At 43.0% G+C, this 25,702-nt stretch carries 30 protein-coding genes; 10 read left to right on the top strand and 20 right to left on the bottom strand.

Features of this window, described 5'->3' with window-relative positions:
* Positions 1–73: 73 nt before the first annotated feature.
* The 17 genes from FD977_RS01575 to FD977_RS01495 form a co-directional block, all read right to left on the bottom strand.
* Complete coding sequence (locus tag FD977_RS01575) at positions 74–1,483, bottom strand: oligosaccharide flippase family protein (protein ID WP_215305840.1); 1,410 nt, start codon at positions 1,481–1,483, stop codon at positions 74–76.
* Positions 1,480–2,310 (bottom strand): glycosyltransferase family 2 protein, encoded by an 831-nt coding sequence (locus FD977_RS01570; protein ID WP_215305839.1) that lies wholly within the window; start codon positions 2,308–2,310, stop codon positions 1,480–1,482. Before FD977_RS01570 ends, FD977_RS01575 begins: the two co-directional genes overlap by 4 nt.
* Positions 2,300–3,706: an O-antigen ligase family protein gene (locus FD977_RS01565; protein WP_215305838.1), complete on the bottom strand. Its 1,407-nt coding sequence runs from the start codon at positions 3,704–3,706 to the stop codon at positions 2,300–2,302. The genes FD977_RS01570 and FD977_RS01565 overlap by 11 nt, the downstream gene beginning before the upstream one ends.
* A gap of 37 nt (positions 3,707–3,743) precedes the next feature.
* Positions 3,744–4,445, bottom strand: a complete 702-nt coding sequence (locus tag FD977_RS01560; protein WP_251369564.1) for a WecB/TagA/CpsF family glycosyltransferase — start codon at positions 4,443–4,445, stop codon at positions 3,744–3,746.
* A gap of 32 nt (positions 4,446–4,477) precedes the next feature.
* Positions 4,478–5,431 carry a glycosyltransferase family 2 protein gene (locus FD977_RS01555; RefSeq protein WP_215305836.1) on the bottom strand — a complete coding sequence of 318 codons (954 nt, stop codon included), beginning with the start codon at positions 5,429–5,431 and terminating at the stop codon, positions 4,478–4,480.
* A 187-nt stretch (positions 5,432–5,618) separates the two neighbouring features.
* On the bottom strand, positions 5,619–6,992 hold the full coding sequence (locus FD977_RS01550; RefSeq protein ID WP_215305835.1) for an exopolysaccharide biosynthesis polyprenyl glycosylphosphotransferase: 1,374 nt from the start codon (positions 6,990–6,992) through the stop codon (positions 5,619–5,621).
* Positions 6,989–7,744 carry a glycosyltransferase family 2 protein gene (locus FD977_RS01545; RefSeq protein WP_215305834.1) on the bottom strand — a complete coding sequence of 252 codons (756 nt, stop codon included), beginning with the start codon at positions 7,742–7,744 and terminating at the stop codon, positions 6,989–6,991. The genes FD977_RS01550 and FD977_RS01545 overlap by 4 nt, the downstream gene beginning before the upstream one ends.
* A gap of 40 nt (positions 7,745–7,784) precedes the next feature.
* Positions 7,785–8,768: a GDP-L-fucose synthase gene (locus tag FD977_RS01540; protein WP_305849425.1), complete on the bottom strand. Its 984-nt coding sequence runs from the start codon at positions 8,766–8,768 to the stop codon at positions 7,785–7,787.
* Positions 8,769–8,797: 29 nt separating this feature from the next.
* Entirely contained in the window at positions 8,798–9,937 is a 1,140-nt protein-coding gene (gmd, locus tag FD977_RS01535; protein WP_215305833.1) for a GDP-mannose 4,6-dehydratase, read from the bottom strand.
* Between the two features lie 38 nt (positions 9,938–9,975).
* On the bottom strand, positions 9,976–11,460 hold the full coding sequence (locus tag FD977_RS01530; protein WP_215305832.1) for a mannose-1-phosphate guanylyltransferase/mannose-6-phosphate isomerase: 1,485 nt from the start codon (positions 11,458–11,460) through the stop codon (positions 9,976–9,978).
* A 526-nt stretch (positions 11,461–11,986) separates the two neighbouring features.
* Positions 11,987–12,295: a high-potential iron-sulfur protein gene (locus FD977_RS01525; RefSeq protein WP_215305831.1), complete on the bottom strand. Its 309-nt coding sequence runs from the start codon at positions 12,293–12,295 to the stop codon at positions 11,987–11,989.
* A 148-nt stretch (positions 12,296–12,443) separates the two neighbouring features.
* A complete protein-coding gene (locus tag FD977_RS01520) occupies positions 12,444–12,677 on the bottom strand; it encodes a hypothetical protein (RefSeq protein ID WP_215305830.1) in 234 nt (77 codons plus the stop codon).
* Between the two features lie 14 nt (positions 12,678–12,691).
* Positions 12,692–13,471 carry a GTP cyclohydrolase I gene (gene folE, locus FD977_RS01515; protein ID WP_215305829.1) on the bottom strand — a complete coding sequence of 260 codons (780 nt, stop codon included), beginning with the start codon at positions 13,469–13,471 and terminating at the stop codon, positions 12,692–12,694.
* A 46-nt stretch (positions 13,472–13,517) separates the two neighbouring features.
* A complete protein-coding gene (locus FD977_RS01510) occupies positions 13,518–13,889 on the bottom strand; it encodes an MAPEG family protein (protein ID WP_215305828.1) in 372 nt (123 codons plus the stop codon).
* The gene (plsY, locus tag FD977_RS01505; protein WP_215305827.1) at positions 13,886–14,521 is read right to left on the bottom strand and encodes a glycerol-3-phosphate 1-O-acyltransferase PlsY; all 636 of its coding nucleotides are present in this window, start codon (positions 14,519–14,521) and stop codon (positions 13,886–13,888) included. Before plsY ends, FD977_RS01510 begins: the two co-directional genes overlap by 4 nt.
* Positions 14,522–14,575: 54 nt before the next feature.
* On the bottom strand, positions 14,576–15,502 hold the full coding sequence (gene xerD / locus FD977_RS01500) for a site-specific tyrosine recombinase XerD (protein ID WP_215305826.1): 927 nt from the start codon (positions 15,500–15,502) through the stop codon (positions 14,576–14,578).
* A complete protein-coding gene (locus tag FD977_RS01495) occupies positions 15,495–15,980 on the bottom strand; it encodes a YajQ family cyclic di-GMP-binding protein (RefSeq protein ID WP_215305825.1) in 486 nt (161 codons plus the stop codon). The genes xerD and FD977_RS01495 overlap by 8 nt, the downstream gene beginning before the upstream one ends.
* Before the next feature lie 117 nt (positions 15,981–16,097).
* Here FD977_RS01495 and murB point away from each other — a divergent pair, with 117 nt between their 5' ends.
* The 4 genes from murB to FD977_RS01475 all read left to right on the top strand — a co-directional run bounded on the left by murB (position 16,098) and on the right by FD977_RS01475 (position 18,318).
* The gene (gene murB, locus FD977_RS01490; RefSeq protein ID WP_215305824.1) at positions 16,098–17,138 is read left to right on the top strand and encodes a UDP-N-acetylmuramate dehydrogenase; all 1,041 of its coding nucleotides are present in this window, start codon (positions 16,098–16,100) and stop codon (positions 17,136–17,138) included.
* A 140-nt stretch (positions 17,139–17,278) separates the two neighbouring features.
* On the top strand, positions 17,279–17,458 hold the full coding sequence (locus FD977_RS01485) for a type II toxin-antitoxin system HicA family toxin (protein ID WP_215305823.1): 180 nt from the start codon (positions 17,279–17,281) through the stop codon (positions 17,456–17,458).
* Positions 17,459–17,469: 11 nt separating this feature from the next.
* Complete coding sequence (locus tag FD977_RS01480; protein WP_215305822.1) at positions 17,470–17,889, top strand: type II toxin-antitoxin system HicB family antitoxin; 420 nt, start codon at positions 17,470–17,472, stop codon at positions 17,887–17,889.
* A gap of 105 nt (positions 17,890–17,994) precedes the next feature.
* On the top strand, positions 17,995–18,318 hold the full coding sequence (locus FD977_RS01475; RefSeq protein WP_215305821.1) for a type II toxin-antitoxin system HigA family antitoxin: 324 nt from the start codon (positions 17,995–17,997) through the stop codon (positions 18,316–18,318).
* A 20-nt stretch (positions 18,319–18,338) separates the two neighbouring features.
* On the opposite strand, the gene xseA is transcribed toward FD977_RS01475, so the two are convergent.
* Entirely contained in the window at positions 18,339–19,550 is a 1,212-nt protein-coding gene (xseA, locus tag FD977_RS01470; RefSeq protein ID WP_215305820.1) for an exodeoxyribonuclease VII large subunit, read from the bottom strand.
* Between the two features lie 314 nt (positions 19,551–19,864).
* Between xseA and FD977_RS01465 the strand changes: the two genes are divergently transcribed.
* The 6 genes from FD977_RS01465 to adk all read left to right on the top strand — a co-directional run bounded on the left by FD977_RS01465 (position 19,865) and on the right by adk (position 23,825).
* The gene (locus FD977_RS01465) at positions 19,865–20,491 is read left to right on the top strand and encodes a MotA/TolQ/ExbB proton channel family protein (RefSeq protein WP_215305819.1); all 627 of its coding nucleotides are present in this window, start codon (positions 19,865–19,867) and stop codon (positions 20,489–20,491) included.
* Positions 20,488–20,934: a biopolymer transporter ExbD gene (locus tag FD977_RS01460; RefSeq protein ID WP_215305818.1), complete on the top strand. Its 447-nt coding sequence runs from the start codon at positions 20,488–20,490 to the stop codon at positions 20,932–20,934. Before FD977_RS01465 ends, FD977_RS01460 begins: the two co-directional genes overlap by 4 nt.
* 41 nt (positions 20,935–20,975) lie before the next feature.
* Positions 20,976–22,067 (top strand): tetraacyldisaccharide 4'-kinase, encoded by a 1,092-nt coding sequence (gene lpxK, locus FD977_RS01455; protein WP_215305817.1) that lies wholly within the window; start codon positions 20,976–20,978, stop codon positions 22,065–22,067.
* Between the two features lie 19 nt (positions 22,068–22,086).
* Positions 22,087–22,266 carry a Trm112 family protein gene (locus tag FD977_RS01450; RefSeq protein ID WP_215305816.1) on the top strand — a complete coding sequence of 60 codons (180 nt, stop codon included), beginning with the start codon at positions 22,087–22,089 and terminating at the stop codon, positions 22,264–22,266.
* A 25-nt stretch (positions 22,267–22,291) separates the two neighbouring features.
* Positions 22,292–23,056, top strand: coding sequence for a 3-deoxy-manno-octulosonate cytidylyltransferase (gene kdsB, locus FD977_RS01445; RefSeq protein ID WP_215305815.1), 765 nt, complete (start codon positions 22,292–22,294; stop codon positions 23,054–23,056).
* Positions 23,057–23,159: 103 nt separating this feature from the next.
* Complete coding sequence (gene adk, locus FD977_RS01440; RefSeq protein ID WP_215305814.1) at positions 23,160–23,825, top strand: adenylate kinase; 666 nt, start codon at positions 23,160–23,162, stop codon at positions 23,823–23,825.
* Between the two features lie 79 nt (positions 23,826–23,904).
* Here the strand turns inward: adk and nrdR are convergent, their stop codons facing one another.
* Together nrdR and glyA are read right to left on the bottom strand one after the other, a co-directional pair.
* The gene (nrdR, locus tag FD977_RS01435; protein WP_015420459.1) at positions 23,905–24,351 is read right to left on the bottom strand and encodes a transcriptional regulator NrdR; all 447 of its coding nucleotides are present in this window, start codon (positions 24,349–24,351) and stop codon (positions 23,905–23,907) included.
* 41 nt (positions 24,352–24,392) lie between these two features.
* A complete protein-coding gene (glyA, locus tag FD977_RS01430) occupies positions 24,393–25,637 on the bottom strand; it encodes a serine hydroxymethyltransferase (protein ID WP_215305813.1) in 1,245 nt (414 codons plus the stop codon).
* Positions 25,638–25,702 lie beyond the last annotated feature (65 nt).

Below are 25,702 nucleotides of genomic sequence, written 5' to 3'. Positions count from 1 at the left end.
TTTGATTAGATCTATTTTTAATGAAAATAGATCATTAATTCGACTTTTCAATGTGTACAGGTAGATTTTACAATTAAGTTAAATATCTGCTGAACATATTATGCATTCGAGCTCGTATTTCAAAGACATTAAATATAAACAATAAAGTCACATACATAACCGTACCGACAACAAACTTACCTATTAATAAATAGAGTAGATTAATATCAGGATTATAGAAAAAAAGTCCTAAAAATGGGGTACATATTAAGAAAATCTTTCCTAAAAACAAAATTGGGAAATAAAATTTAAACAGCCGAGATGCGTAATAGTAGGTTAATAAAACATAAAAAATAGAAGTCACAAGCAATATCCAAGACGCTAACATTGGATGGCCCGCTAAATTGGCTATCAAGTTCATTATTACGTTAAATAAAAATGCTGAACCAATTGTTTTGAAATAGGTAAAACCTTGATCATTCAAAATATATGAATGATGAAATATTGCATGCGCAAAACCGATTATAAATGTGGCAGTCACAACTACAGGAAAAATTATTTTAGCTATTTCATAATAATCCGAACTAAAATATAACCTACTAATTTCTGGCGATAAAACTAAAAACAAAAATACTAGTGGAGTTAGTATAAATAAATAAGTTTTAATATTTAATACAAACTGTTCTGCTATGTTAGCTTTACTAATCCTAGCCCTTAAAAGCGCTGGCAACATCGACAATTCCAAAGAAAATACTATCGTGTATACCAACTTCATTGCTAGATCATAGGGTGATGAGTATAAACCTGCGTCTTTAGGGCCAGTGAAATGATAAATAATCAATCTATCAACGCTAAATATCCCCGTATTAACCACTAAACCCATGGCAAAAAAGAATCCATAGCTATAAATCTCATGAATAGTATTTTTGAGCCCTTTGATTTGATGACGGCGAAATATAGTAAGCATGAAGGGTGTAACAGAAAATCCAATTCCCAGCAAAGTTGCATCGACAATTGGGCTGTATATAAACGAAAAATCGTAGCGGATAAACAACCAAGACAACAATAAAATCAAAACGCTTCTCGTTGCGGCTATCAAAAGGTAATTTTTTGATTGGTCTATTGCTCGCCTTTTCTCAAGGCTAACTTGAAAAAATCCAAACATGGCAATCATTATAAGAATGGCGCCAATTTTTTGCGACTCTGGCTTTAGAAGAAGGGCATAATTGACATAAATAAATAGAGAAAGAATGGCTCCAATGATAAAAACTACCAATCCAACTTTATCCTCAATCTCAACACCTTTCTCAAGTCGAAATCTCACTAAAAAATACCAAATCGGCGCGAACAAAATAGGGTATACCAAACTAGCAACAGAAATGATGTAGGAATACTTACCATACTCCAGTGGATCAACATTATTTGTATAAAGATAGAGCGTGAATAAAGTCAGGCCCGCTGGAATAAATCGGGCAAACATATATAGCAATGTTCGCAAGGTCATTTAGACCTCAGAAAAAAAGTAAAGCGCAAGTATGGGTATAAAAAATAAATCGGCCAAAATTGGTTGCATGTCGATTGAACGAAATAGCACCAAGAGCGGACGGGGAAATATTTTTTACTAACAAGTGCTTGGCAGCGCCCAAAGAAATTCATTTTCTTTAAATTAAGTGTCAGGTCATTTTCTTCGCATAAACCCACGACTTTTTGTGAGGTAACTATTTTTACACCTTGCCTTGATATACGAACTCCATACTCTATATCCCCCATTGAGTGCTCAAATGCAGGGTCTAAAAATCCCACCTCATTTAAGATGGGCTTTGGTAGCAGTACGCAATTGAAATTCATGGAATCTGCAACCGCACCAAACTCCAAAAGTAATTCATATTTAATTTGACCCGTTCGACGCAGTCCGCCATAGGTTATCGCCCCAGCCGAATCTTCGCAATATCCGACGTGTACTGCTGGAGCGCTAATCAGCGCGCTCATTTTTTGGTGCTCCTCAACAAGCCCCTCTAAAGCTCCTGGGTAAAGCACAATGTCATCATTAACACACAGCAAAAAATCAGCCTCGCTCAAATTATTTTTAATTGCCCCATAAGCCAGGCACATTGAACGACACCAAAAATAATTTCCATCGCCATTAATCACATTGACTTGTGGAAATTGGCTTTGAACTGCTTGCACTGTTCCATCCACGCTACCATCATCAAACAAAGTTATGGTGCATTGAAAATTGGGACTTTTTTGCCGCACCAATGAAGTGATGCAAGCGATTGTTTTCTTGCTACGATTATGACTACAAAGAATTATATGAATTTTAGGAGTCATACGGGATGCGAGAAGATAGAAGCGCTATAAAAAAAGCACAGGGCAACAATGCAAAAGAAGATAAGGCAAAAGTGGAAAACATTGCTGAAATAGCGTAGCCGCATAGTGGAATTAAGGCGTAAGCCTTGAGGTGATTGTCCAACGCTTTTGTTTTTCTTAATTGCGTAACCAATAAAGCCAAAAAAATGAGCAGGCCTAAGATACCGTTGTAGGTAAAAATCGTCACCAATGCATTATGGGAATCTCTTAGAATAAAACTAGTTTCATTTGAATCGACCGGGCATTTCGCATTTAATGCACCCCCGCCAGGATGAGCGGCTCCATAAGTCGGAAGATAAGGATTTGAGCATGCAATCTGAAGAACTTTGGATCCATATGGGGCGCCCACAATCCACATGTTCTCCCTAATTAAGTATTCAATAATAATTTTCCAAGTTGCCAATCTTGCAACTCCAGTTCCATTGCTATAAATTACCCTCTCAAGAGTCTCTGGCAGTTTAAGGGGCACAAAATAATCGCCTTTAATGTCATCTAAATCCTCTTTTACTGTCAAAGCAGAGGGCCTAGAATCGCTCATGCTTTGGCTACGAATAAATTTTGCTATCCAGAACATCGGCTGACTATCAGGCACTCTTATCAACTGAAAATTAAGATTTGAGGAATAAACAGGCACCCCAAAATAGGATTTAGGCGGCATTAAAGCCAAACCAAGACCTAACAAAACTCCCATTAAAATAATTTTTAATTCCGACTTCCATTGATTTCGCATAATCAGAAGCAATGTTAGCGCGACAATAGAAAATAAAGCCAAGCTCCCTCCGCGACTATTATTAATAACCAACGGAGCAATTGCTAGAGCTTTAATTAGAGTGAATTTTGCGTCATTTTTTTTGACGTCAGACCAATATAAATAGGTTATCCCACAAATAACCCCAACAAGATCCCCCCCAAATTCAAATATTCTGACATTGCCACCACCCAGCGCTACCGAATGAAAAGGCACAATCATTCCTAGATAAGTGGCAATAAATAGAATCACATAGAGCAACCCAGACCACTGTATTGCAGTCTTTATTTTTTCATTGCTAATTGCCCGCAAAGCAATCGAAGCCAAAGGGGTGCTGACTAGAAATACTAAGATCGCAGCATCTCTTTGGGCATATGAGAATGATTCATGAAAAATAAAATAGCTTGCGTATAACTTCACAGCCATCCAGGCTATTGCTACGAGAGTTATACACCGCTCCACTGATGTTTGATTTTTAACCCAAGTCTTAACATTGTTAATATTGAGAAAAACTATGCTGATTGAAAGAAAATATAAAAAATCAGGCAGGTACATTCCTGGTAAGGGTGAGCGTATATAGGCCGCCCAACGTCCACCCATTAGATCCATGCTCACCGCCAATAATAGTAGGCAGCCAGCGAAATGATTATTTACTCTGAGCAAAGTAATCTTTCAATATAAATAACAGGAAGCATAGGTTCGTATAAAAATACCGCCCAATTAATCTGCGGGGCTCCCGATATAACCTGTAGGCCCACTCCAAAGAATGCTCTCTCATCCACTGCGGCGCCCTAGGTATCTCACCAGCTATCAAGGGGAAGGCTGCTCCAACTGCAAGCATTGCGCAGTTAATTTTATCTTTATGGAGTGCCAGCCACAGCTCTTGCTTTGGGCAACCTAAGCTGACCCATAGCGTGTTCGCTTTAGAGTTATTAATTTCAGCAATCCACTTATTCTCTTCTTGCTGTGCAACAGCGCAATAGGGTGGTGCGTAATGCCCCACAATCTCTATCCAAGGGAAATCCTTATGAATTTTTTGAATTAATTTTTTTAATACACTTTCCGTATTTCCATATAGATAAATTTTTTCATGCCATTTTTTGGCCGCATGAAAATACTCAACCATAAAATCCGGCCCGCTAATACGCCGCTGCTTTACTCCATATTTCTTTTTAACAAAGCCAGCTATTGGTGCGCCATCAGGAAGATTAAGATCACCTCGATTCAATGCTTGTGAAAACTCTACAGACTCACTTGCAGTAATAATTGAGTGAACATTGCAAAAATTGATAGCTCTACTTTCATGAGCCTGCCCCCATCTAGCCACCTGTGTGATGCTACACGCCATATCAATCACATCAATTTTTGTGCTGTAGACGTTTACCCGCATAATGCATCCGACATCTTCAAAAATAGTCTATTTAATACTTGAGAAAACCCGCGCCTACGACGCAACACTTTTATTAATCTCATCCAGGGGTTGCCAGCATGCCCCTCTAAAAGCATTCGCTCTAAATCATTTTGACTAAGGGCTGCAAGCACCTCAGGATGCTTTACATGTTTATCAAATTGATGAAGGCGCAGGCCGCCCAGCACGCTAATTTGTTTAGTATGAGTCCCCCTTTTATCAAATCCAATGTTACAAATTAGATTTTTACTTGGAAAGACGGATAGCAAATTTTGTGAGGTCGCTAAATAGGTCATCTGGACATCCCAGGTATCTAACGTGCCGCTCTCAATTTTCCTTAAATTCTCACAAAGATTCCAAACAAATGGCTCCGGTAAATCACCATTTATTTTTTTAAATTCGTAAAATTCTTGATAATTGGTAACTTTTTTTGAATACTTTTCCCATCGATTCCGCCATGTTGCCCAGCCCCAAATATGAGGAATCTGTGAAAAGAAATAACTGAATTCATACTGTGCAGGCTCTACGAGCACAGTCCCGCAGGCCATCAATATCTGATCGTTAGCCTCATAGCGCCGCAAAGCCATTTCACAAAAATCAAAAAAGCTATCCGATGGAAGACAATCATCCTCCAAAATGATAGCGGATGGAAATTTCTGAAATACAAAATCCAGCCCAGATACCACCCGCTCTCGGCAACCCAAATTTTTCCGTGAAAATACATAGTCAACTGGACAACCCCAGTCTCTTGAAACCAGGCTTCTCACCAGCGCACAATCCCCTTCATCGGAGGGTGATTTCGGCCCATCGGCAATAAATATCAAATGTGAGAATTGGTGATGTTTAATGCATTCAACAAGGCGTCGCGTGTGATCAGGCCTGTTATAAACAATAACTGCGACCGGCGCTTTTATTATTACACTCATTATTTATTAGTTACCCAGCGATTTAGCGAATTCATAAAAATGTTGCATTTATTTTTTAGAGATTTATTCGCTAAAAAATATTCCCATTTTCTTGCAATAGAACACACTAAAGTGCCTACAATTTATATAATTAATTATCCCACTAACTAAGGCTTCACTCCTTTATGTAATTGCATTTTCAAAGGTATCAATGACCTTTGTGAGTAAAAACGGCAAAAGGTGTGAGGAATAGAATCCTCAAATCGAGCACCAGTGATTGCGTACGTATATATTCAAGATCATACTGGATTCGCTTAAGCATCTTATCAATGGTTTCTGTCTGGCCTCTTGCACCATTAATCTGTGCTAAACCGGTTATTCCTGGCTTAATCCGATGCCGCACCATATATTCATTGATGGCCGGTCCATAATATTCATTAAACTCGATGGGGTGCGGTCTTGGGCCGACTAATGATAGCGTTCCCCATAAAACATTCCAAAACTGAGGAAGCTCGTCAATCGATGTTCGCCGAATAAACTTACCAACCGGCGTAATTCGTGAGTCCCCCACAGTTGCCTGAACTAAGCCATTCGACTCATGAATGTACATAGACCTAAACTTTAAAATATAAATTATTTTTCCATGCAAACCATGTCGCTGCTGCTTAAAAAATACTGGCCCCGGTGAATCCACCCTGATTAAGATGGCAATAAAAAGTAGGAGTGGGGATAACAGGATCAACATCAAAATAGAGATGATGATGTCTATAACCCGCTTGAAATATGAAAAAAATGGGCTGACTAATTTAGGGACAGTCGATAATTGTATAAAGGGGAAGGTATTAATTGCCTCTAAGATATTATTTCGTAAAGTGGCATTCTTATTAAACTGAACATACCAAATCAGCTCAATTGGGTACTCTGACAGTGCGCGGACTAATTGCTTGTTATTTTCAAACTCATTTACTGTAAAGGGTAAGAAGATTGTTTTAACCCCCAAGCCTTCTAACAAATGGTGCGAAAGGGGAAGAATATCCTCGCCCCCCGACTTCGGGATATGAAGATACAGCCGCCCTTCGTCTTGCTCGATAAAGCCCAGTACACTCTTACCGCACTTACGCATAACGAGGCCTAGATGCTCCTTTGAAAAATATTCACGGCTGAAGAAAAGGGCTGAATCAGTCGATGACATATCGGCAGACATTGAGCTCCATATTTTTTTGATGACAAAGTAGGTGATAACCTGCGTTATAAATCCAAAAAAATAGAGTTGCAATATTACTAGGCGCGAAAAATAGTTGCTTAATTTAAAAAAAAATAATAATGCAATTCCGGAGGTTATAACTAAAGTCCACTGGATCAATAGAGAGAATAAAAAATCAAATTTTGACTTTTTAACGTAAATATTTGTCTGCCCATAGAAAATAAAACTGAGTATGGTAGTTACAGCTAAATAAAGATAATCCTGAGATTGGATGCCCCCCATTTTTAGTACTGTGAAACTAAAATACAAAGTGTTGAAAAAAATAATGGCAGCCAACCAATGAATTAGAAAATATCGAGACTGATTAAGATATTTCATTTACTAAATTTTAGAAAAAATTGGGGGAGTTTAATCATATATCGTAGCAGCAATTTAAAATAGCTTGTATCAATGCCGCTTTGAACGCATGCTCTTCGAATCTCTTTGTTCACCAATATCACGTTGGAAAGCCTGATGGCACTTGCGCCTCCAGTGAGCATTTTCACAAAAGGCATTTCAAGATACTTAGCTTTTATCCCAGAAACTTGAAATAATCTACAGCACATTTCAAAATCACCAGCAATTCTATAGCTCGCGTCATACCCTCCGATTTGCTTATAAATGCCTGCTTTTATAAAAAGCGACGGATGAGCTGGCATCAAACCATATTTGAGTTTTTCATCCGAAAACCGCTGAGAACTGTAATAACGAACTGGACTACCATCGGCCGACTGATAGAGTACATCACCATACACAACATTTAATTGATTATCTTGAAACGATAACATTACTTGCTCGACTATGAACGGAGAAAAAAACTCGTCGTCAGAATTTAGAAAACAAATTACATCGCCCTGCGACCTATCCAAACCTTTATTCATCGCATCATAGATTCCATAATCCGGCTCCGCCAATACTACCCCTGGTCGATCCTTGTATTTAGACACAAGCTCTAGAGTCTTATCTAGCGAGCATCCATCAATCACAATATGTTCAATGTTTTGATAAGTCTGCCCATTAACAGATCGAAGCGTTTTCTCAATTGTTCGCTCCGAATTAAAGCTTACTGTAATAACGGTGATTTTTTTCACGATTTAAAGAAAAACTTGCCTGCTTTATGATCTAGCAACTTCATAAATGGCTTACAAAATCTTTGTAAGCCAAGTCAAGACCCAGACGTAAATTTACCCGTGATCCCCATCCCATCCGGTTAATCAGCGATGAATCCATCAGCTTTCTTGGAGCGCCGTCAGGCTTATTGACATCAAAGTTAATTGCCCCTTGATAACCAATAACTGCGCTAATAGTGTTTGCTAAATCAGCAATCGTTATATCCTCACCAATACCTACATTGACATGACTTTGCATCGGCTCGGCATGCAGATCATAGATGGCTTTCTCCAAATTCATAATAAAAACTGATGCTGCAGCCATATCATCGACATATAGAAACTCACGTCTTGGGGTGCCGGTACCCCAAATGACTACCTCTGGCGATTTTTTTATCTTGGCCTCATGAAACCTCCTAATGAGCGCCGGTATGACATGACTATTCTCAGGATGATAATTATCGCCGGGGCCATATAAATTGGTCGGCATCACTGAGCGATAATCAACTCCATAACTTTGGCCATACTGGCGGTTGTAGCTTTCACATAACTTGATGCCCGCGATCTTTGCAACCGCATATGGTTCATTTGTGGATTCTAACTTACCAGTCAAAAGTGTATCTTCTGACATAGGCTGTGGTGCAAGCTTAGGGTAAATGCAGCTTGATCCTAAAAATAATAATTTCTTGATTCCACTAGAAAATGCTTGGTGAATAACATTGGCTTCTATCATCAGATTTTGATAAATGAACTCGGCTGGGTAAGCGTTATTTGCATGAATCCCACCAACCTTCGCCGCAGCTAAATACACTTGATCGGGCTTTTCAGATTTGAAAAAGGCTTTTACCGCTGTTTGGTTAGTTAAATCCAACTCAGCATGCGTACGAGTAATAATATTTTGATAACCTTTTGCTTGCAAATTTCTCACAATAGCCGAACCCACCATGCCCCGATGGCCGGCGACATAAACCTTTTGATTAAGATTCATATCTGCATTTGAACTCATGCGAACGAGCCCTTATTCAATACCTGCATTTAGTTTTCCTTGCCGACAGATACTGAATAACCATGCTTGTGAAGCAAAGCATGTTGCTTCGCTTGATCCAAATCATTGGCCACCATCTCTACGATCATTTGATCAAGACTGATTTCTGGGACCCAACCAAGTTTCTCTTTGGCTTTAGCAGGATCTCCTAAGAGAGTCTCCACCTCAGTAGGTCGATAGTAACGTGGATCAATTTGCATAATCACATCGCCCAGCTTTAAAGCAGGAGCTTTATCGCCCTCAATGGCGGCTACGATAGCTTTTTCGCTCTCCGCAGAGCCTTCAAACTTAAGCGTGATACCTAGCTGTTTTGAGCTGCGAATAATAAATTCACGAACAGTAAATTGCACACCGGTGGCAATAACAAAATCTTCGGGCTGATCTTGTTGCAACATGAGCCATTGCATGCGCACATAATCTTTTGCATGACCCCAGTCCCTTAAAGCATCAATATTACCCATAAATAGGCACTTCTCAAGGCCTTGAGCAATATTGGTCAATCCACGCGTGATTTTACGAGTTACAAAAGTTTCACCTCGACGCTTAGATTCATGATTGAAGAGAATACCGTTACATGCGTAAATACCATAAGCCTCACGATAATTCACAGTGATCCAATAGGCATACATCTTGGCTACAGCATAGGGGCTTCTAGGATAAAACGGTGTAGTTTCTTTTTGTGGAATCTCTTGCACTAAGCCATAGAGCTCGGAAGTGGATGCTTGGTAAAAGCGGGTTTTCTTTTCCAGGCCAAGAATACGAATAGCCTCAAGCATTCTGAGCGGCCCCATAGCATCAACGTCTGCCGTGTACTCAGGAGACTCAAACGACACTGCTACGTGGGATTGAGCGCCCAAGTTATAGATTTCATCAGGCTGAGTTTGCTGAATAATGCGCACTAGGTTGCTAGTATCGGTTAGGTCACCATAGTGAAGAATCAGGTCTGGATGACTAACATGTGGATCCTGGTATAAATGGTCAATTCGCTCAGTATTAAATGAGGATGCACGGCGTTTAATACCGTGAACAATATAACCCCTCTCCAAAAGGAATTCGGCTAAGTATGATCCATCCTGACCAGTGATACCTGTAATTAAGGCTACTTTTTGGGTTTTTGTTATTTTGGGCATATTGTTATCAAATTTATTCTTTTAATTACTAAATTTTCTTAGCTACGTCCATATACATCTTCTAGGCGAACTATGTCATCTTCACCAAGATAACCACCAGACTGCACTTCAATAATTTCTAAAGGTGTTTTTCCTGGATTGGCTAGGCGATGCGTTTGTCCTTGTGGGATATAAGTACTCTGATTTTCTGTCAAAGTGATTATTTGATCGCCATTAGTAATTTCAGCAACACCCCTAACCACAATCCAGTGTTCTGCCCGATGATGATGCATTTGTAATGAGAGACTTGCTCCTGGATTGACCTGAATTCGCTTCACTTTAAAACGATCGCCTTGGTCAATGCTGTCATACCAACCCCAAGGTCTTGAAACTTTTTGGTGCAAGTTTTTCTCTTCACGTTTTTGTGTCTCCAACCGTTTAACAATATGCTTTACATCTTGACTCTTTTGACGATCTGCAACTAGCACCGCATCAGCGGTCTCAACAATAATAAGATTTTCTACACCAACTGCACTTACCAATCGGCTGCTCGCATGGACTAGAGAGTTTTTAGAATCCGTAATCATAGTGTCGCCACTCGTGACATTACCTTGATCATCCTGCTTACCCACTTGCCAAACCGCATCCCAGGCACCTAAGTCATTCCATCCAGCATCAAGCTCTACCATTTTGACCGTGTACTTGCTACCTGCACATTTCTCAATCACAGCATAGTCAATCGACTCACTTGGAATTGAGCTGAAGAACTCCCTAGCGGGGCGCACAAAGGCAATATCAAACTCAGCGTTACTAGTCTGATCTATAGCTCTCGATACCCAGGCTGTTTCAGTTGCACTAAAGATATCAGGGCGAAATTCTTTTAAAGCAGCAAGCCAAGTGCTTGCCCGTAAAACAAACATACCGCTATTCCAAAGATAGTTGCCATTCTCCAAATAGGTCTTGGCAGTTTTTACCTCAGGCTTTTCAACAAACCCCTCCACAACATACTCTTGATTAATCCCCGCAGAAGCCTTGCGCCGAATATAGCCGTAACCCGTTTCTGGAGCAGTAGGAGTAATGCCCAAGATAGCAATCGTTTGATTGGTCCGATCAGCATCCACTACAGCAATACAGTCTTGCAAAGCCTTAGTAAAGGCTTTTGAATTTTTTACCGTCTGGTCGGCTGGAATCACTACCAGAATGGGATCATTATCACTCCTAGCCTGTAGCGCCGCCAAAGTGAGCGCTGGTGCAGTATTGCGGCCAGAAGACTCTAATAGCAAAGTAGCTTTCACGCCTTTAAGCTCACGCAACTGATCTAAAGCTAAGAACCGATGCTCCTCATTAGTCACAATTAGAGTCGAATCCAACTCAATTCCCGGGTTACCAATGGCATTAATTCGTTCAATAGCCTGCTGAAAAAGACTTTGGCCAGAGCCATCACCCGAAAGCACTAAAAACTGCTTAGGAAAACCTGTGCGAGATAAGGGCCACAACCGGGTGCCGGATCCGCCACAAAGAATGACTGGGGTGACGTGTGTCATGAAGATAAATACTGGCCGCTTTTATAAAAAATGAATATGAATTTTAAAGGTTTATCAAAGCTGTAACCATTTATTAGCATATTGGCTGCTAGAAAACACCAAATATTAAAAAATATGCGGGAATTTTATGATTACCTCAAGTAACGCTTAGAAAATTAATGTCCGTAATTTAGTCGCCGAGTGCGTTCATTCGCTTAAAAAAGGAAAATACCAGCGAATATCACAACTATAGAGTTAAAGATTGCATCATTCAATTGCTACTAGTAAAGGTAAGTAAAAATTCGTAAGTAATTGTTTTTGTTTGGGTTTTTTATATTTAGCCTAGAACGCTTACCTGTCGAATTACTATATACAGCCATAGCTAGTATTAGCAATATGGAATACACCATTACCGGAAGGAGGGCGTAACACTAATGCGTAATATAGCCAAGCAACCATAAATCTGTGCTGAATGTAGCCAAATCGACGCACCTAATAAAAAAGCTGCCAAAGCAGCTTTTTTATTGAACTCCCAACTAATTTGGCATTAAGCCTTCTTAGCGTAAGCAGAGCACCAGCCTTTGCTAGCAACTTGCTTACCAGCAAATAATCCACAACCACCAGCGGCTGCATCAGCTTTGCCTTGGAACAAAGCACAGTTGCTACATGCTTGACCAGCAGCATACTTGGGATACTTTGCTTTATCTACAGTTGTAGCGTTTGCTTTGTAACCCAAAGCAGAAGCTTGTGGATCTGTTTCAGCAACCATTGCTTGAGCTTGAACTGAACCGTTCAAAGCCAAGGTACAAGCACCAGCGGCAGACAAAATCATAAATTGGCGACGACTATTTTTCATACATTCTCCAGAGAGTGAAATAGAACAAAGATTGCATCTGGACGGATCATAGAGCAGATCAAATTTGTCGACTATAGGCAGTCTAAGCATCTGATTTATATAGTTATTTTGTTGAGAATTGTTCTCAAACTGAATTTACTACGAATTTCTAGTGCCAGCCCTTGAGATTCATGCAGGCAATACGCTGTTTTACGTGAATGCCTGATCCTGACTCTGGATAGGAGTGCGCGCAATCCAGAGCATCTTGACGAAAAGTCGCCTTATTGTTTTTGGCGAGATCGGTATTCACATCGGGATACACAGAGCACCCCATGAGAACGAACCCCATCAGCAATGTATGGATGACATCGGTCAGATGCTGACCCAATTTAGATACAGTCATGCGCCGGCTTTTGCCTACCTTTTATCAAGCAGGGATAAGAACTCTCTACGTAAATTAGAGTCCTTCAAGAAAGCACCTCGCATAACGCTATTGATCATCTTTGAATCACGATCTTTAACGCCACGCCACTGCATACAGAAGTGATCTGCCTCCATCACAACAGCAACACCAGTCGGCTTAATTTTTTTCTCCAGCATATCGGCTAACTCCACTACCGCCTCTTCCTGAATTTGGGGGCGGCACATCACCCATTCAGTTAAACGTGAGTACTTTGATAAACCAATGAGAGCAGATTCTTTACTTGGTAATACCCCAATCCAAATACGTCCCATGATTGGGCAAAGGTGATGAGAGCATGCACTACGAACAGTGATGGGTCCAATAATCATCAGCTCATTTAAGCGGCTGACATTAGGAAATTTAGTTAAGGTGGGTTGCTCTACATAGCGCCCATTAAATACTTCCTTAACAAACATCTTAGCCACACGTTGGCTAGTGCTCTTGGTGTTGTGATCGCTTTCAGTATCTATGACCAAGCTTTCTAAAACGGCTTGCATTTTTTCGGCCACCTCATCTACCAGGCCCTCTAACTCACCAGGCTGAATGAATTTAGCAATATTGTCATTGGCATGAAAGCGCGCTTTTTGAGCCTCGATACGTCGACGAATCACCACGGACAATGGAGTGCCCACGTCACTCTTTTGGGCGGCTACTTTCTTGGCGGGCTTAACGGCTGAGACTTTCTTAGCATTAGACTTAGCAACTGTTTTCGCAGAAGTTTTTTTAGTAGGCATATCTATTTATTGTCTCGATGAATTTGGTGAATTACTTTTTGTTCTTTTAAATCTGGAGGAAGATTGCTACTACGCAAGCTAAGCCAGCAAGCCATACGATAGACCGAATTGTTGGCCAGTCAGCTACATAGCTAACCAGATAAGAAATGCGTGCTACAACAAATCCGATTGCTAGCAGATCAATTCTGTTTTGTGGGGCGTTAGCCGTGGATGCAATGATGACGGCAGCGAAAAAGAATGGAAGAGATTCAAAAAGGTTGGCTTGCGCAGCATTGGCTCGCGCCCGAAATCCTGTCTGCTTAGCAAGCCATTGTCTGGGCATGCCATTGTCATAGCCCTCAAATCCTTTTTTAGCAATCCCTGTTGCCACATAGGGAAAGAGCCCCATGAACAACACACACCAATAAGCAATAGTCATGACTGTCCTTTTTTCTTAGAGCCAATACGACTTTCTTTACCATTCATGAGATTGTGAATATTGCTGCGATGACGCCAGATCAGCAGTAAGCACACCACTAAGAGTGCAACACCCGTCGGCTGAAAGCCAAACAAAAATATAAAATAGATTGGGCCAAAGACCGCAGCCGCTAAAGCCGCCAAAGAGGAATAACGCATGATCATCGCCACGATGATCCAGGTTCCCAAAGTTGCCGCACCCAAAATCCAATTAATACCAAATAAAATACCGCAGGCAGTCGCAACCCCTTTGCCACCTTTAAAACCATGGAAGATTGGAAACAGGTGCCCCAAGAATACGGCGACCACAACACCACATAACAACCAAGAATTGAGTGTCGATGTCAAAGATTCATCGCCCAACAAAATTCGGGCCAACATGACCGCAAGATAACCCTTAAAGGCATCACCAATGAGAGTGAGCACGGCTGCTAGCTTGTTACCAGTTCTAAGGACATTGGTTGCACCTGGATTACCAGAACCATAGGAATGGGGGTCAGGCAAACGCATGCACTTACTTACCACTACCGCAAAAGATATGGAACCAATCAGGTAAGCAATTGGAATTAGCAATAGATCTAAAGTTAAATTCATAGGGATATCTTAAACACTTATTACATTGTTGCTGATTGCTTGGATCAACACGCTTTATGTGCCCCTAGGATGGTGCTGCTGATGAATCGACTTCAAGCGCTCTCTAGCAACGTGGGTATAAATCTGAGTAGTTGATATATCAGCGTGACCCAGGAGGAGCTGCACAACCCTTAAATCAGCTCCATGATTGAGTAAATGGGTTGCAAAAGCATGTCGTAAGGTATGCGGAGATAAGGCAACGGGGATATTGGCAATGGTGGCGTAGCGCTTGATTAGCGCCCAGAAAGCCTGACGGGTTAGGCCTGAACCCGTGTGGCGCCCAATGAATACTGCATCTGAAGTCTTACCTTCTAGCAACAGGGTTCGAGCATCTGCTAAATAGCGACGCAACCACTGGCCTGCTTCACCACCAAAGGGCACTAAGCGCTCTTTGCCGCCCTTACCATTGACTACCCGAATAACACCTTCATTTAATCCTAAGGCAACCGTCTTTAATGACACTATCTCGGAGACCCGCAAGCCGCTGGCATACATCAATTCCAACATCGTGCGATCACGCAATCCTAATGATGTCTCCACATCAGGAGCATTGAGCAAGGCAGTAACCTGATCTTCACTCAAGGTCTTGGGGAAACGTAGCGCCTGCTTGGCAGCGCGTAAACCAATACAGGGATCACTTTTCACTAAGTTCATGCGCAGGGCATGACGATAAAAGCGCTTGAATACCGTCAACCGACGATTAGCAGTGGTCGCTTTATCTGCGCGTCGATGCGCAATGTAGGCAGTAAGATCTTTTTCTGTAACACCGTAGAGATCGGTGACGGCATCTTTTTGAAGCCACTGAGCCAAGAGCAGTAGATCTCGGCGATAGGCAGACAAACTGTTTTGTGCCAATCCATCTTCCAACCAACAAGCATCACAGAAGCGCTCAATGGCCTCTTGGCTTGCTGGATGGATGGACGGCACAACTACATTAGTCACGGAAGTTGTTAAAGCCTAATGGAGCCTCGCTGACTTCTTTCTTGAGCAATGCCATAGTCTCTTGCAAATCATCGCGCTTAGTACCAGTCACGCGCACAGCATCACCCTGAATACTGGCCTGGACTTTGATCTTGCTGTCTTTGATGATGCGCACTACTTTTTTAGCCAACTCGGAAGTAATGCCTTTTTGAATCTTCATGGTTTGCTTGCGCTTATCACTACCGATAGTCTCTTTTTTGTCGTCTTTGAGGTAGCGAACGTCCACATTACGTTTAGCCATCTTGCCGTAGAGAACATCACGCACTTGACCCAACTTAAAGTCGTCATCACCAAACAAGATCAAAGTCTCATCTTTTTGCTCCACTCGGCTATCGGAGCCTTTAAAATCAAAACGATTGGTAATCTCTTTATTAGATTGCTCGATTGCGTTTTTCAACTCAATCATGTCAGGCTCACACACTACGTCAAATGAGGGCATCTCAAACTCCTTAAATAATCTGGGTAATCAATTCTGCAAATTCAATCATTGCATTGTTACTTTTCAAGTTTTTTCATAAATTACGAACAGAAACTCGAACACGAATAAGATTGTGGCATGAACTCCGAGAAAAATGCGCCCAATCCAGCAAAATTGACCCCCAATCTGGGGCTCAAGCACCGGAATAGCTTTGGCCTAGATTCCAAGGCGGAGCTTGCGTACGAGATCACATCCGCAGATCAGTTACCAGCCCTGATGAAAGAGTTTGGGGATAAAAAACTTGCCTGGCGTGTATTGGGCGGCGGCAGCAATGTGATTCTTCCAGAGTCTTTGCCTGGAGCGACCCTACTCATTAATATTCTCGGTCAATCTCTCGTTAAATCGGATGACGCCAACTCATGGCTTGAGGTGGGTGCCGGCGTTAACTGGCATGAATTGGTTTCCTGGACGCTAGAGCACAATCTCCCGGGGTTTGAGAATCTGGCACTCATACCAGGAACGGTTGGTGCGGCACCGATTCAAAACATTGGGGCATACGGTGTTGAAATTGGTGAGTACATCGACAGCATCGAGGCATTTGATTCTGCGGCCCATGCCTTTGTCACTCTCCAGCAAGAGGCCTGCCAGTTTGCCTATCGCGACAGCTACTTGAAGCAAAATCCCAACCGATTGATCGTGACAAAGGTTGTTTTTAAAATCCCTAAGTCTTGGCAGGCACGATTACAGTACGCCGATCTGGCAAAGCAATTTGCTGAGTCAAACTCCAACCCAAGTGCAAAGCAAATTTTTGATGCCGTATGCACTATTCGATCTAATAAATTACCAGACCCCAAGGTGATTGGCAATGCGGGAAGTTTTTTCCAAAACCCGATTGTCAGCACTGAACAATGCGAGCAACTGAGCAAGCAATTTCCGAATCTGGTTTCTTATCCAGATAGCAATTGCAAACGTAAGTTGGCGGCTGGCTGGCTCATTGACCAATGCGGCTTTAAAGGCAAGCGTGTTGGCCCTGTAGGCGTTTATGAAAAGCAAGCGCTGGTGCTAGTCAATCATGGTGGTGGGACATCTATCGATATCCTTAATCTAGCAAAAAGTATTCAAGAAGAGGTGTTGGGGAAATTCGGAGTACAACTTGAGATTGAGCCAAATATTCTTTAGCCATACATCTGTAGGGGGCGGTTTCCTACCCTCTTTGCTTTCGGGTTATTCAAATCCTAGACAATATTGAATGTCCAAATTCTTGGGCCGTCTCAGTTTATACCGCCAAACAAAAACACAACAGATATGTTAATATTTCTATGAACTCAAAACAGATGAAGAAATGGCTTGAGTTACAAGGAGCAACATTTATGCCGGGTAAAGGTTCACACCTGAAAGTATTTTTAGGCGGGCGACAGTCATCCTTGCCAATGCATGGCACGACCGAGCTTGGCAAAGGTCTTGAGGCTGCGATTAAACGACAGTTAGGCTTGAAATAGAGGAGGGTTAAATGTTTAAGTATCCAGCAACAATTACCAAAGATGGTCGAAACCTTCTTGTTAAATTTAAAGATGTGCCTGAAGCGATTACTTTTGGCAAAACTGAAGCCGATGCACTCTCCAATGCTGTGGATGCCTTGGAAACAGGATTATCTTTTTATGTTGATGCACGTAAGCCACTACCCAAGCCGAGCAAAGCTAAGCGTGGACAAAAAATAATTTCTCCATCCGCACTTGAATCCGCAAAGCTGGGTGTGTACCAAGCCATGATGGATCAAGGTATTAAGAAAGCTGAATTAGCACGTCGTCTGGGCTGGCATATGCCTCAAATTGACAGATTGTTTGACTTAAAACACTCATCCAAGTTTGATCAGATTGAAGCTGCCGCAACCGTTCTGGGATGCCATATTGAAATTACAGTAGCCGCCTAATAGTGCAGTGATCAAAATTTTCTTTAAATAATTATGCCAAAAAAAGCTGCTATAGCAATGCAATACAAATCCCATCAGATTTACTCCGAAAAACAATATCGGAAAATGGTTGAACTTGCAGATATGTTGAGCGATGTCATCGGCTCATCAAAAAAACATCCTCTTCTGAACTTATTTGAACTAGCTAGTGAATTAATCCGAGCCTATGATCTCGAGCACTTTGATGTCCCAGATGCAGAACCCCAAGAGCTTCTTTCTTTTTTAATGGAGGAGCATGGCCTTAAGCAATCCGATTTGCCTGAGGTCGGCAATCAAAGCGTTGTCTCTCAAATTCTCTCTGGTGCCCGCGAACTCAATGTGCGCCAAATTAACTCTTTGGCAAAACGCTTTAAGGTGCCAGCAGGAGTATTTTTTGAGCGCGGCTATTAATCAATCTGAAGATTAGTAGGCTAACTCTCCCTTACCTTCGAAAACTCCACATCTACTCGCCCCTCTGCCAAGCACACTTTAAATACGCTTTCTGTATTGAGCTCGCTTGGGCTACGGACCGCATGCATTGCTTCCTCTTCTTTACTCAAGATGACTGCATAACCCCGCTCTAGAGTTCTTTGCGGGTTCAGCATTTCAAGCTGAGACTGGTAGTGACCTTGATTACGCTTCCAATTTTCAACTCTTACCATCCAAGCTTGATTCAGTCGTTTTTGCCAGCCGCTGATTTGCTCACGCATGCGATCAGGGTTGGGCAAAGCATGACTGAGACGCAAAGCCAATTGATCTAAGGTTTGAGCTTCGCGCTCTACTCGCTGACTCACTCTTTGTAGCAATGCCTGCATGATGGCATCTAACTCTTGCAGCATTTGATCGCGTCGTGGTGCCGCTAATTCTGCGGCGCCCGTAGGAGTGGGTGCACGCAAGTCAGCAACAAAGTCGGCGATCGTGACATCGGTTTCATGTCCAACGCCACTCACAATTGGAATGGGAGACTGCGCGATAGCGTAAGCAAGCTGCTCATCATTAAATGCCCAGAGATCTTCAATGCTGCCGCCACCCCTAACCAACAAAATCACATCAACTACATGTTCTTTTTCGGCAGCCCTCAGTGCGGAAATAATTCCAGCAGGTGCATCTGGTCCTTGAACCAATGTTGGGTAAATCACAATCGGTACATGCGGCGCTCTTCTAGCAAGCGTGCTCAAGACGTCTTTTAGAGCTGCTGCCTGGGGCGAAGTAACGATACCGATTGATCTCGGGTGAGTAGGAATCGGGCGCTTATTCTCAAGATCAAACAAACCCTCTTTGGCGAGCTTAGCCTTGAGCTTTAAAAAAGCCTCATAAAGACCGCCCATGCCAGCACGGCGCATGCTTTGCACCGTCAGCTGAATGTCCCCACGCGGAACATAAAACCCGAGATTGGCAGCAACTTCCACCAAATCTCCCGATTGAGGCATAAATCCCACTTGGCCATTGCGCCCCCTAAACATCACGCAACGAATCTGCCCTTCCTCATCCTTGAGAGAAAAGTACCAATGCCCACTGTCATAGGCCTTGAAATTGGAAATCTCACCGCTAACCCAGACGGTATCAAAGCGCTCCTCTAAAGAGCTTGCTATGGCGCGGTTTAGATCGCCAACACTGAGGATTTCCCTTGATATTTCCGACATTTTTTCTCTTTTTCTATACGAGCATTAGGCCTTACAGCCAATAAATATCCACAGAAGCTTATTCGCCCTTTGTCTGAGCCGCATAAGTAAGCAATTACTGACCCTATTCGTCTCATAAAACCAACATATAATCTCTATCTCATTGATTTATATAATGAATTATTAAGCTCAATATTAGACTGAATCCTTGACATTAGGGCAACATCACCATCAATCAAGGACTTACAACGCATTTTCTAAAAAGTTTTGCACAGAGTTATCCACAGGGTAGCTTTGTGAAAACGGGTTTTTAATTCAGCTAAAGTACTGAGCTTATGTACTCAATCTTACTGTCTGCTGGCTGGCCTATCTGGCCCCTTCTTCTTATCTCCATTATCGGGCTGGCCATTGTTATTGAGCGCGCCTGGTATTTGCGGAAGATTCATCTATTCCCGAAAGACAGCTTAGAAACAGTATTTGGACTGGCAAATACCATTTCTCAGAAACAAACAGTCTCAGAAGCCGAAATTAGCGCTACAGGCCAACTTTCCCCGGTGGGAAGCCTCTTTGCCTGCATCCTTCGGGAAAAAGCCTCTGGCAATACTGCAGATTCAGCCCTAGAAGAATTGCAAGCCAGCGCTCAATCCACTTGGTTAAGGCTAGAGCGTTATCTTGGCGTCTTGGCCACCATAGCGACCGTTGCCCCTCTCTTAGGGCTCTTTGGGACCGTTGTAGGCATGATTGAAATCTTTGGCAGTCAAGGTGTCGGCAGCCCTCAACAGTTAGCCCATGGCATATCTATTGCCCTTTACAACACAGCTTTTGGATTGCTGATTGCCATTCCCGCTCTAGCTGCATGGCGTGGCCTGCGTGCAATAGCAAATCAACGCCAGCATGAGTGCGAAGAATTTACCCGTCAATTATTTAAAAAACTCTATCCACATTCTACGGATACAAAATGAGTTGGTTAGAAAATAAGCCTCAATATCGAGGCCAATTTTCATTAGGGGTAAGGACAGCTCCGGTAGAGCCTGAGATTAACCTCATTCCTTTTATTGATGTGTTGTTAGTGGTGCTGATCTTTCTGATGATATCTACTACATTTACCCGCTACCAAGAGTTAGCTATCACCCTACCTACCGCTAATGGTGCAGCAAGTCAGTCGGAGGTGAAACAAATTCATATTGCAGTCAGTCGTGATGGGCGCTTTGCTATCAATGGGAAGGTGACTGATCGCAGTCAACTAAGCAATAGTCTCAACGCACTGAACAAAGATAACGCCATCCAGGTCAATATCGATGCCGATGCTAAAGCGCCCCACCAGGCCGTTATGAGTGCTTTAGAAGCTGCGCGTGATGCTAGCCTATCTAATATTATATTTAGCAGTCAAAATACTAAAAAATAGTCCAATACACCAGAAACATTGAGCTTAGTAAATCGCATTTAATGTTATCCCCAAATAAATCTTCCTTCTTCAATAAGGCTCCTCAGTTTTGGGAAAGACGCGGGCTAACCAGTCTGGTGCTTTGGCCTTTATCTCAGGTTTACGGTTGGGTAAATCAAGCTTTAGATTTTGTAGACGAGCTGAACTTAGGAAGACGCAAACCAGCGCCGATACCGATCATTATTGTTGGCAACATCCGCGTAGGCGGCACCGGCAAAACCCCCATCGTGATTGCGTTAGCTGAAAGGCTTGCGCGCATGGGTTGGAAACCGGGAATTATTAGCAGGGGTTATGGTGCAACTGCATCAAGCCGACCCCGCCAAGTAAACAGCGATTCCAATCCAGCAGATGTTGGCGATGAACCTGTCTTAATTGCTCAGCGCACAAACAATCAGTTTCCAATTTGGGTTCATCCCAAACGAACTCTCAGCATTCAGTCCTTGTTACAACAAGACCCCTCAGTCAATGTCATCATCAGCGATGATGGCTTGCAGCATCGCAGTCTACTGCGCTGGCCCGCAAGAGAAGGTGGTCGTGATATTGAATTTGTAGTACGTGATCAACGTGGTGAACGCAATGGCTTCTTGCTTCCTGCTGGCCCCTTACGTGAACCTGCATCACGCGAGCGAGACGCTACTTTAATGACTGGAGCTATCGCACCTTCCAATCACATTGATGAATATTTTTTGGGACGACGCGCTTTTACACTAAGCAGTCAACTGGGCGCGCCCTATCAATTAAATAACCCAAGTAATACACAATCTTTATCCTCCATTGAAGGCGCCTATCTTCCCAACAAGATCGCCGCCGTCGCTGCAATTGGTAATCCACAACGCTTCTTTGATGACTTACTGAAACAGGGGATTGCAGGCAAATGTATTGGTTTAGCTGACCACGCTACCTATACCCCCGAATTTTTCTCTGCCATCCATGCGGAATGCATTCTCATTACTGAAAAGGATGCCGTAAAATGCACCTCAATACAGGATGAACGCATTTGGGTTGTTCCGATGAACTTAGAGATTTCAAATACATTAGCAGACTGGTTGCAGTCTATTCTGCAGAGACCCGATCCAAATCAATACACTTTATAAAAGATAGCAAAGATCAAATATGGACAAGCGTTTATTAGAGATTTTGGTCTGCCCTTTATGCAAAAGTTCTTTGCATTTAGATACAGAAAAACAGGAGCTAATCTGCAAAGCGGATCGCTTGGCTTACCCCATTCGTAATGACATCCCTGTCATGCTTGTTGATGAAGCCCGCAGTCTTTCTGCTGATGAAATCAATTAAGCATTGATCCAGCGCAGTCAACCTCATGAGTAACAACACCTCCAAGCCTCCAGAGTTTTTAGTAGTTATTCCTGCAAGGCTTGGCTCTACTCGCCTGCCTCGTAAGCCCCTTGCTGACATTGGCGGCAAGCCTATGGTGATTCGTGTAGCTGAGCGCGCGCAGCAATCAAACGCCCAAAGTGTCGTAGTGGCAACCGACTCACCAGAAATTCAAGCTGCGTGTGATGAGCATCGGATCGAGTGCTTATTAACTAGTGCAGATCATCCAACTGGTACAGATCGCATTGCAGAAGTAGCTCAACTACTAAAACTACCAGCAGACACTTTAATTGTTAACGTGCAAGGCGATGAACCACTTATTCCGCCAGAGTTAATCAATCAAGTTGCTCAAACTTTGGCCGACAATGCCGCGTGTGCGATTTCAACTGTGGCAGTGCCCATTGTTGATTCCGCGGAAATTAATAACCCTAACGTAGTCAAAGTAGTCCTCAATCGCTCTAATGAAGCGCTCTACTTCTCTAGATCCACCATTCCGTTTGTACGGGATCTAAACTCTGAGCAAGCCGTCACCCATTTACGTCATTTAGGCATCTACGCCTACCGGGCCGACTTTCTGCAGGCCTATACCCGCCTCGAGCCGGCGCCGCCTGAGCAAGCTGAAGCGCTAGAACAGCTCCGCGCCCTATGGAATGGCTATCGTATTGCCGTTTACACAGCCAGCGAAGCCCCACCAGCTGGGGTTGATACAGCGGAAGACCTCGAGCGGGTACGCCGCATCATGGTCAGCTAGCCCAGAATCAGATCATTCAGGGGTTCTCGGGGATAATCCTAGGAATTGATAACAAAAGATCCCGAAAAAATACGGGACAATGAGGGCTTCTAAGGGGAAAACAATGCGCTTAATTCTGCTCGGTGCACCAGGTGCTGGCAAAGGAACACAAGCTCAGTTCATTTGCGAAAAATTTGCCATTCCACAAATCTCAACAGGTGATATGTTGCGCGCTGCTGTTAAGGCCGGAACTGAACTTGGCATTGCAGCCAAAAAAATTATGGATGCCGGCGGCCTGGTTTCTGACGACATCATCATTGGCCTAGTAAAAGATCGCTTAACTCAACCTGATTGCAGCAAGGGTTATTTATTTGATGGATTTCCAAGAACGATTCCCCAAGCACAAGCCATGAAAGATGCTGGTGTGCCAATCGATTATGTTTTAGAAATCGATGTGCCATTCGAAGCCATCATTGATCGTATGAGTGGCCGTCGCGTTCACCCAGCCTCAGGTCGCACTTATCACGTCACCTTCAATCCACCAAAAGTGGAAGGTAAAGACGATGTGACTGGTGAAGCCTTGATTCAGCGGGATGATGATAAAGAAGAAACCGTTCGCAAGCGCCTGCAGGTATACAACGACCAGACTCGTCCGCTAGTGGAGTACTACTCTACTTGGGCAACACAAAGCAATTCAGCTGACAAAGTAAAGGCTCCAGCCTATCGCAAGGTCAGCGGTACTGGTAACGTTGATGACATTACTGCTTCTATTTTTTCAGAATTGAAATAATTTCTTTCTGTAAAAGCAAAAAGGACTGTAATGCAGTCCTTTTTTATTTGATGAATTCTCTATTTTTTTCAAACCATTCTTATTTAAGTTCTTTCAGCGCACTCTCAAAAGATTCAATATCTGCAAAGCTTCTGTAGACCGAAGCAAAGCGGATGTAGGCCACTTTATCCAGACGCTTGAGTTCACGCATCACGAGTTCACCAACGCGCTCACTGGGGATTTCTTTTTCGCCAAGACTAAGTAGCTTTTCTTCAATGCGAGCAATCGATTCATCCACTGAATCGGAAGAGACTGGGCGCTTACGCAATGCAAGCTTGACTGAGCTCACTAACTTATCGTGACTGTACTCAACACGGCTGCCATTCTTCTTCACGATTGCTGGCAGCACCAGCTCTACACGCTCATAAGTCGTAAATCGTTTATCGCATTTGGCACAACGGCGGCGGCGGCGAATGGTATCGCCTTCATCGGATACACGAGTGTCCAATACCTGGGTATCGTCGTTATGGCAGAAAGGGCAGCGCAATGTAGTTCTTCTTTACGTTTTAGTTTGGTTAGTTATTTTTATTAGCCGTAAACCGGGAAACGCTTAGTCAATTCAGCAACTTGCGCACGAACCTTAGCAATATTGTCAGCATCATTTGGGTTATCCAAAGCATCTGCAATAAAATTACCCACTTGACGTGCTTCCGCTTCTTTAAAGCCACGAGTAGTCATTGCTGGTGAGCCTAAACGAATACCACTAGTGACCATTGGTTTTTCTGGGTCATTCGGAATGCCGTTCTTATTGCAAGTAATATGCGCCTCGCCCAATACACGCTCAGCTTCTTTGCCGGTCATTTTCTTGGCACGCAAATCCACCAACATCACATGAGAATCTGTACCGCCCGAAACAATCCGTAGACCCCGTGAGATCAAAGTCTCAGCCAAGGCTTTTGCATTTGCAATCACTTGCTTTTGATAGTCAATAAAGCTAGGCTCTTGCGCTTCTTTAAACGCTGTCGCCTTAGCTGCGATCACATGCATTAATGGACCACCTTGTAGACCTGGAAATACTGCAGAGTTAATTGCCTTCTCGTGCTCAGCCTTCATTAAGATAATGCCACCGCGAGGTCCGCGCAAACTCTTGTGTGTTGTGGAGGTAACGATGTCCGCATGCGGTACTGGATTTGGATACACACCAGCAGCAATCAAACCAGAGTAATGCGCCATGTCGACCATAAAAATGGCGCCGACTTCTTTGGCTAACTTACCAATACGCTCCCAATCGATTACGAGAGAGTAAGCAGATGCACCAGCAATAATCAATTTAGGTTTGTGCTCACGAGCTAAACGCTCCATTTGTTCGTAATCGATCGCTTCGTTTTTATCAAGACCATAAGAAATCGGGTTAAACCACTTACCACTCATATTTAAAGCCATACCATGGGTCAAGTGACCCCCTTCAGCCAAACTCATTCCCATGAAAGTATCGCCAGGTTTCAGGAAAGCTAAAAATACAGCTTGGTTTGCAGATGCGCCGCAATGGGGCTGAACGTTCGCCGCTTCAGCACCGTATAAAGCCTTCACTCGATCAATCGCCAACTGCTCAGCCACGTCGACAAACTCACAACCGCCGTAATAACGCTTACCTGGGTAGCCTTCAGCGTACTTATTAGTTAACTGAGAGCCCTGCGCCTGCATCACTGCTGGTGAGGCATAGTTCTCAGAAGCAATCAGCTCAATATGGTCTTCTTGACGCTTATTTTCATTCTGAATCGATGCCCACAATTCTGGATCGGTTTTGGCTAAGGTATTTTGGCGGTCAAACATGGTCATAATCCTGATGAAGTTGTATTGCTGAGTGAATTAACTTAGTAAAATCAACCTACATCATA

It is taken from the genome of Polynucleobacter sp. AP-Elch-400A-B2 (genome assembly GCF_018688355.1).
In the GTDB taxonomy this organism is placed as follows: Bacteria; Pseudomonadota; Gammaproteobacteria; order Burkholderiales; family Burkholderiaceae; genus Polynucleobacter.
The sequence above is the reverse complement of the archived record's forward strand: the minus strand, read 5'-3'. Positions and strand labels throughout refer to the sequence as shown.

Excerpts from the sequence above, each read along its gene's own strand:
- FD977_RS01575 (WP_215305840.1), bottom strand. The coding sequence starts at position 1,483 with ATGACCTTGCGAACATTGCTATATATGTTTGCCCGATTTATTCCAGCG.
- FD977_RS01570 (WP_215305839.1), bottom strand. The coding sequence starts at position 2,310 with ATGACTCCTAAAATTCATATAATTCTTTGTAGTCATAATCGTAGCAAG.
- FD977_RS01565 (WP_215305838.1), bottom strand. The coding sequence starts at position 3,706 with ATGGATCTAATGGGTGGACGTTGGGCGGCCTATATACGCTCACCCTTA.
- FD977_RS01560 (WP_251369564.1), bottom strand. The coding sequence starts at position 4,445 with ATGGCGTGTAGCATCACACAGGTGGCTAGATGGGGGCAGGCTCATGAA.
- FD977_RS01555 (WP_215305836.1), bottom strand. The coding sequence starts at position 5,431 with ATGAGTGTAATAATAAAAGCGCCGGTCGCAGTTATTGTTTATAACAGG.
- FD977_RS01550 (WP_215305835.1), bottom strand. The coding sequence starts at position 6,992 with ATGAAATATCTTAATCAGTCTCGATATTTTCTAATTCATTGGTTGGCT.
- FD977_RS01540 (WP_305849425.1), bottom strand. The coding sequence starts at position 8,768 with ATGAGTTCAAATGCAGATATGAATCTTAATCAAAAGGTTTATGTCGCC.
- gmd (WP_215305833.1), bottom strand. The coding sequence starts at position 9,937 with ATGCCCAAAATAACAAAAACCCAAAAAGTAGCCTTAATTACAGGTATC.
- FD977_RS01530 (WP_215305832.1), bottom strand. The coding sequence starts at position 11,460 with ATGACACACGTCACCCCAGTCATTCTTTGTGGCGGATCCGGCACCCGG.
- FD977_RS01525 (WP_215305831.1), bottom strand. The coding sequence starts at position 12,295 with ATGAAAAATAGTCGTCGCCAATTTATGATTTTGTCTGCCGCTGGTGCT.
- FD977_RS01520 (WP_215305830.1), bottom strand. The coding sequence starts at position 12,677 with ATGACTGTATCTAAATTGGGTCAGCATCTGACCGATGTCATCCATACA.
- folE (WP_215305829.1), bottom strand. The coding sequence starts at position 13,471 with ATGCCTACTAAAAAAACTTCTGCGAAAACAGTTGCTAAGTCTAATGCT.
- FD977_RS01510 (WP_215305828.1), bottom strand. The coding sequence starts at position 13,889 with ATGACTATTGCTTATTGGTGTGTGTTGTTCATGGGGCTCTTTCCCTAT.
- plsY (WP_215305827.1), bottom strand. The coding sequence starts at position 14,521 with ATGAATTTAACTTTAGATCTATTGCTAATTCCAATTGCTTACCTGATT.
- FD977_RS01495 (WP_215305825.1), bottom strand. The coding sequence starts at position 15,980 with ATGCCCTCATTTGACGTAGTGTGTGAGCCTGACATGATTGAGTTGAAA.
- murB (WP_215305824.1), top strand. The coding sequence starts at position 16,098 with ATGAACTCCGAGAAAAATGCGCCCAATCCAGCAAAATTGACCCCCAAT.
- FD977_RS01485 (WP_215305823.1), top strand. The coding sequence starts at position 17,279 with ATGAACTCAAAACAGATGAAGAAATGGCTTGAGTTACAAGGAGCAACA.
- FD977_RS01480 (WP_215305822.1), top strand. The coding sequence starts at position 17,470 with ATGTTTAAGTATCCAGCAACAATTACCAAAGATGGTCGAAACCTTCTT.
- FD977_RS01475 (WP_215305821.1), top strand. The coding sequence starts at position 17,995 with ATGGTTGAACTTGCAGATATGTTGAGCGATGTCATCGGCTCATCAAAA.
- xseA (WP_215305820.1), bottom strand. The coding sequence starts at position 19,550 with ATGTCGGAAATATCAAGGGAAATCCTCAGTGTTGGCGATCTAAACCGC.
- FD977_RS01465 (WP_215305819.1), top strand. The coding sequence starts at position 19,865 with ATGTACTCAATCTTACTGTCTGCTGGCTGGCCTATCTGGCCCCTTCTT.
- FD977_RS01460 (WP_215305818.1), top strand. The coding sequence starts at position 20,488 with ATGAGTTGGTTAGAAAATAAGCCTCAATATCGAGGCCAATTTTCATTA.
- lpxK (WP_215305817.1), top strand. The coding sequence starts at position 20,976 with ATGTTATCCCCAAATAAATCTTCCTTCTTCAATAAGGCTCCTCAGTTT.
- FD977_RS01450 (WP_215305816.1), top strand. The coding sequence starts at position 22,087 with ATGGACAAGCGTTTATTAGAGATTTTGGTCTGCCCTTTATGCAAAAGT.
- kdsB (WP_215305815.1), top strand. The coding sequence starts at position 22,292 with ATGAGTAACAACACCTCCAAGCCTCCAGAGTTTTTAGTAGTTATTCCT.
- adk (WP_215305814.1), top strand. The coding sequence starts at position 23,160 with ATGCGCTTAATTCTGCTCGGTGCACCAGGTGCTGGCAAAGGAACACAA.
- glyA (WP_215305813.1), bottom strand. The coding sequence starts at position 25,637 with ATGTTTGACCGCCAAAATACCTTAGCCAAAACCGATCCAGAATTGTGG.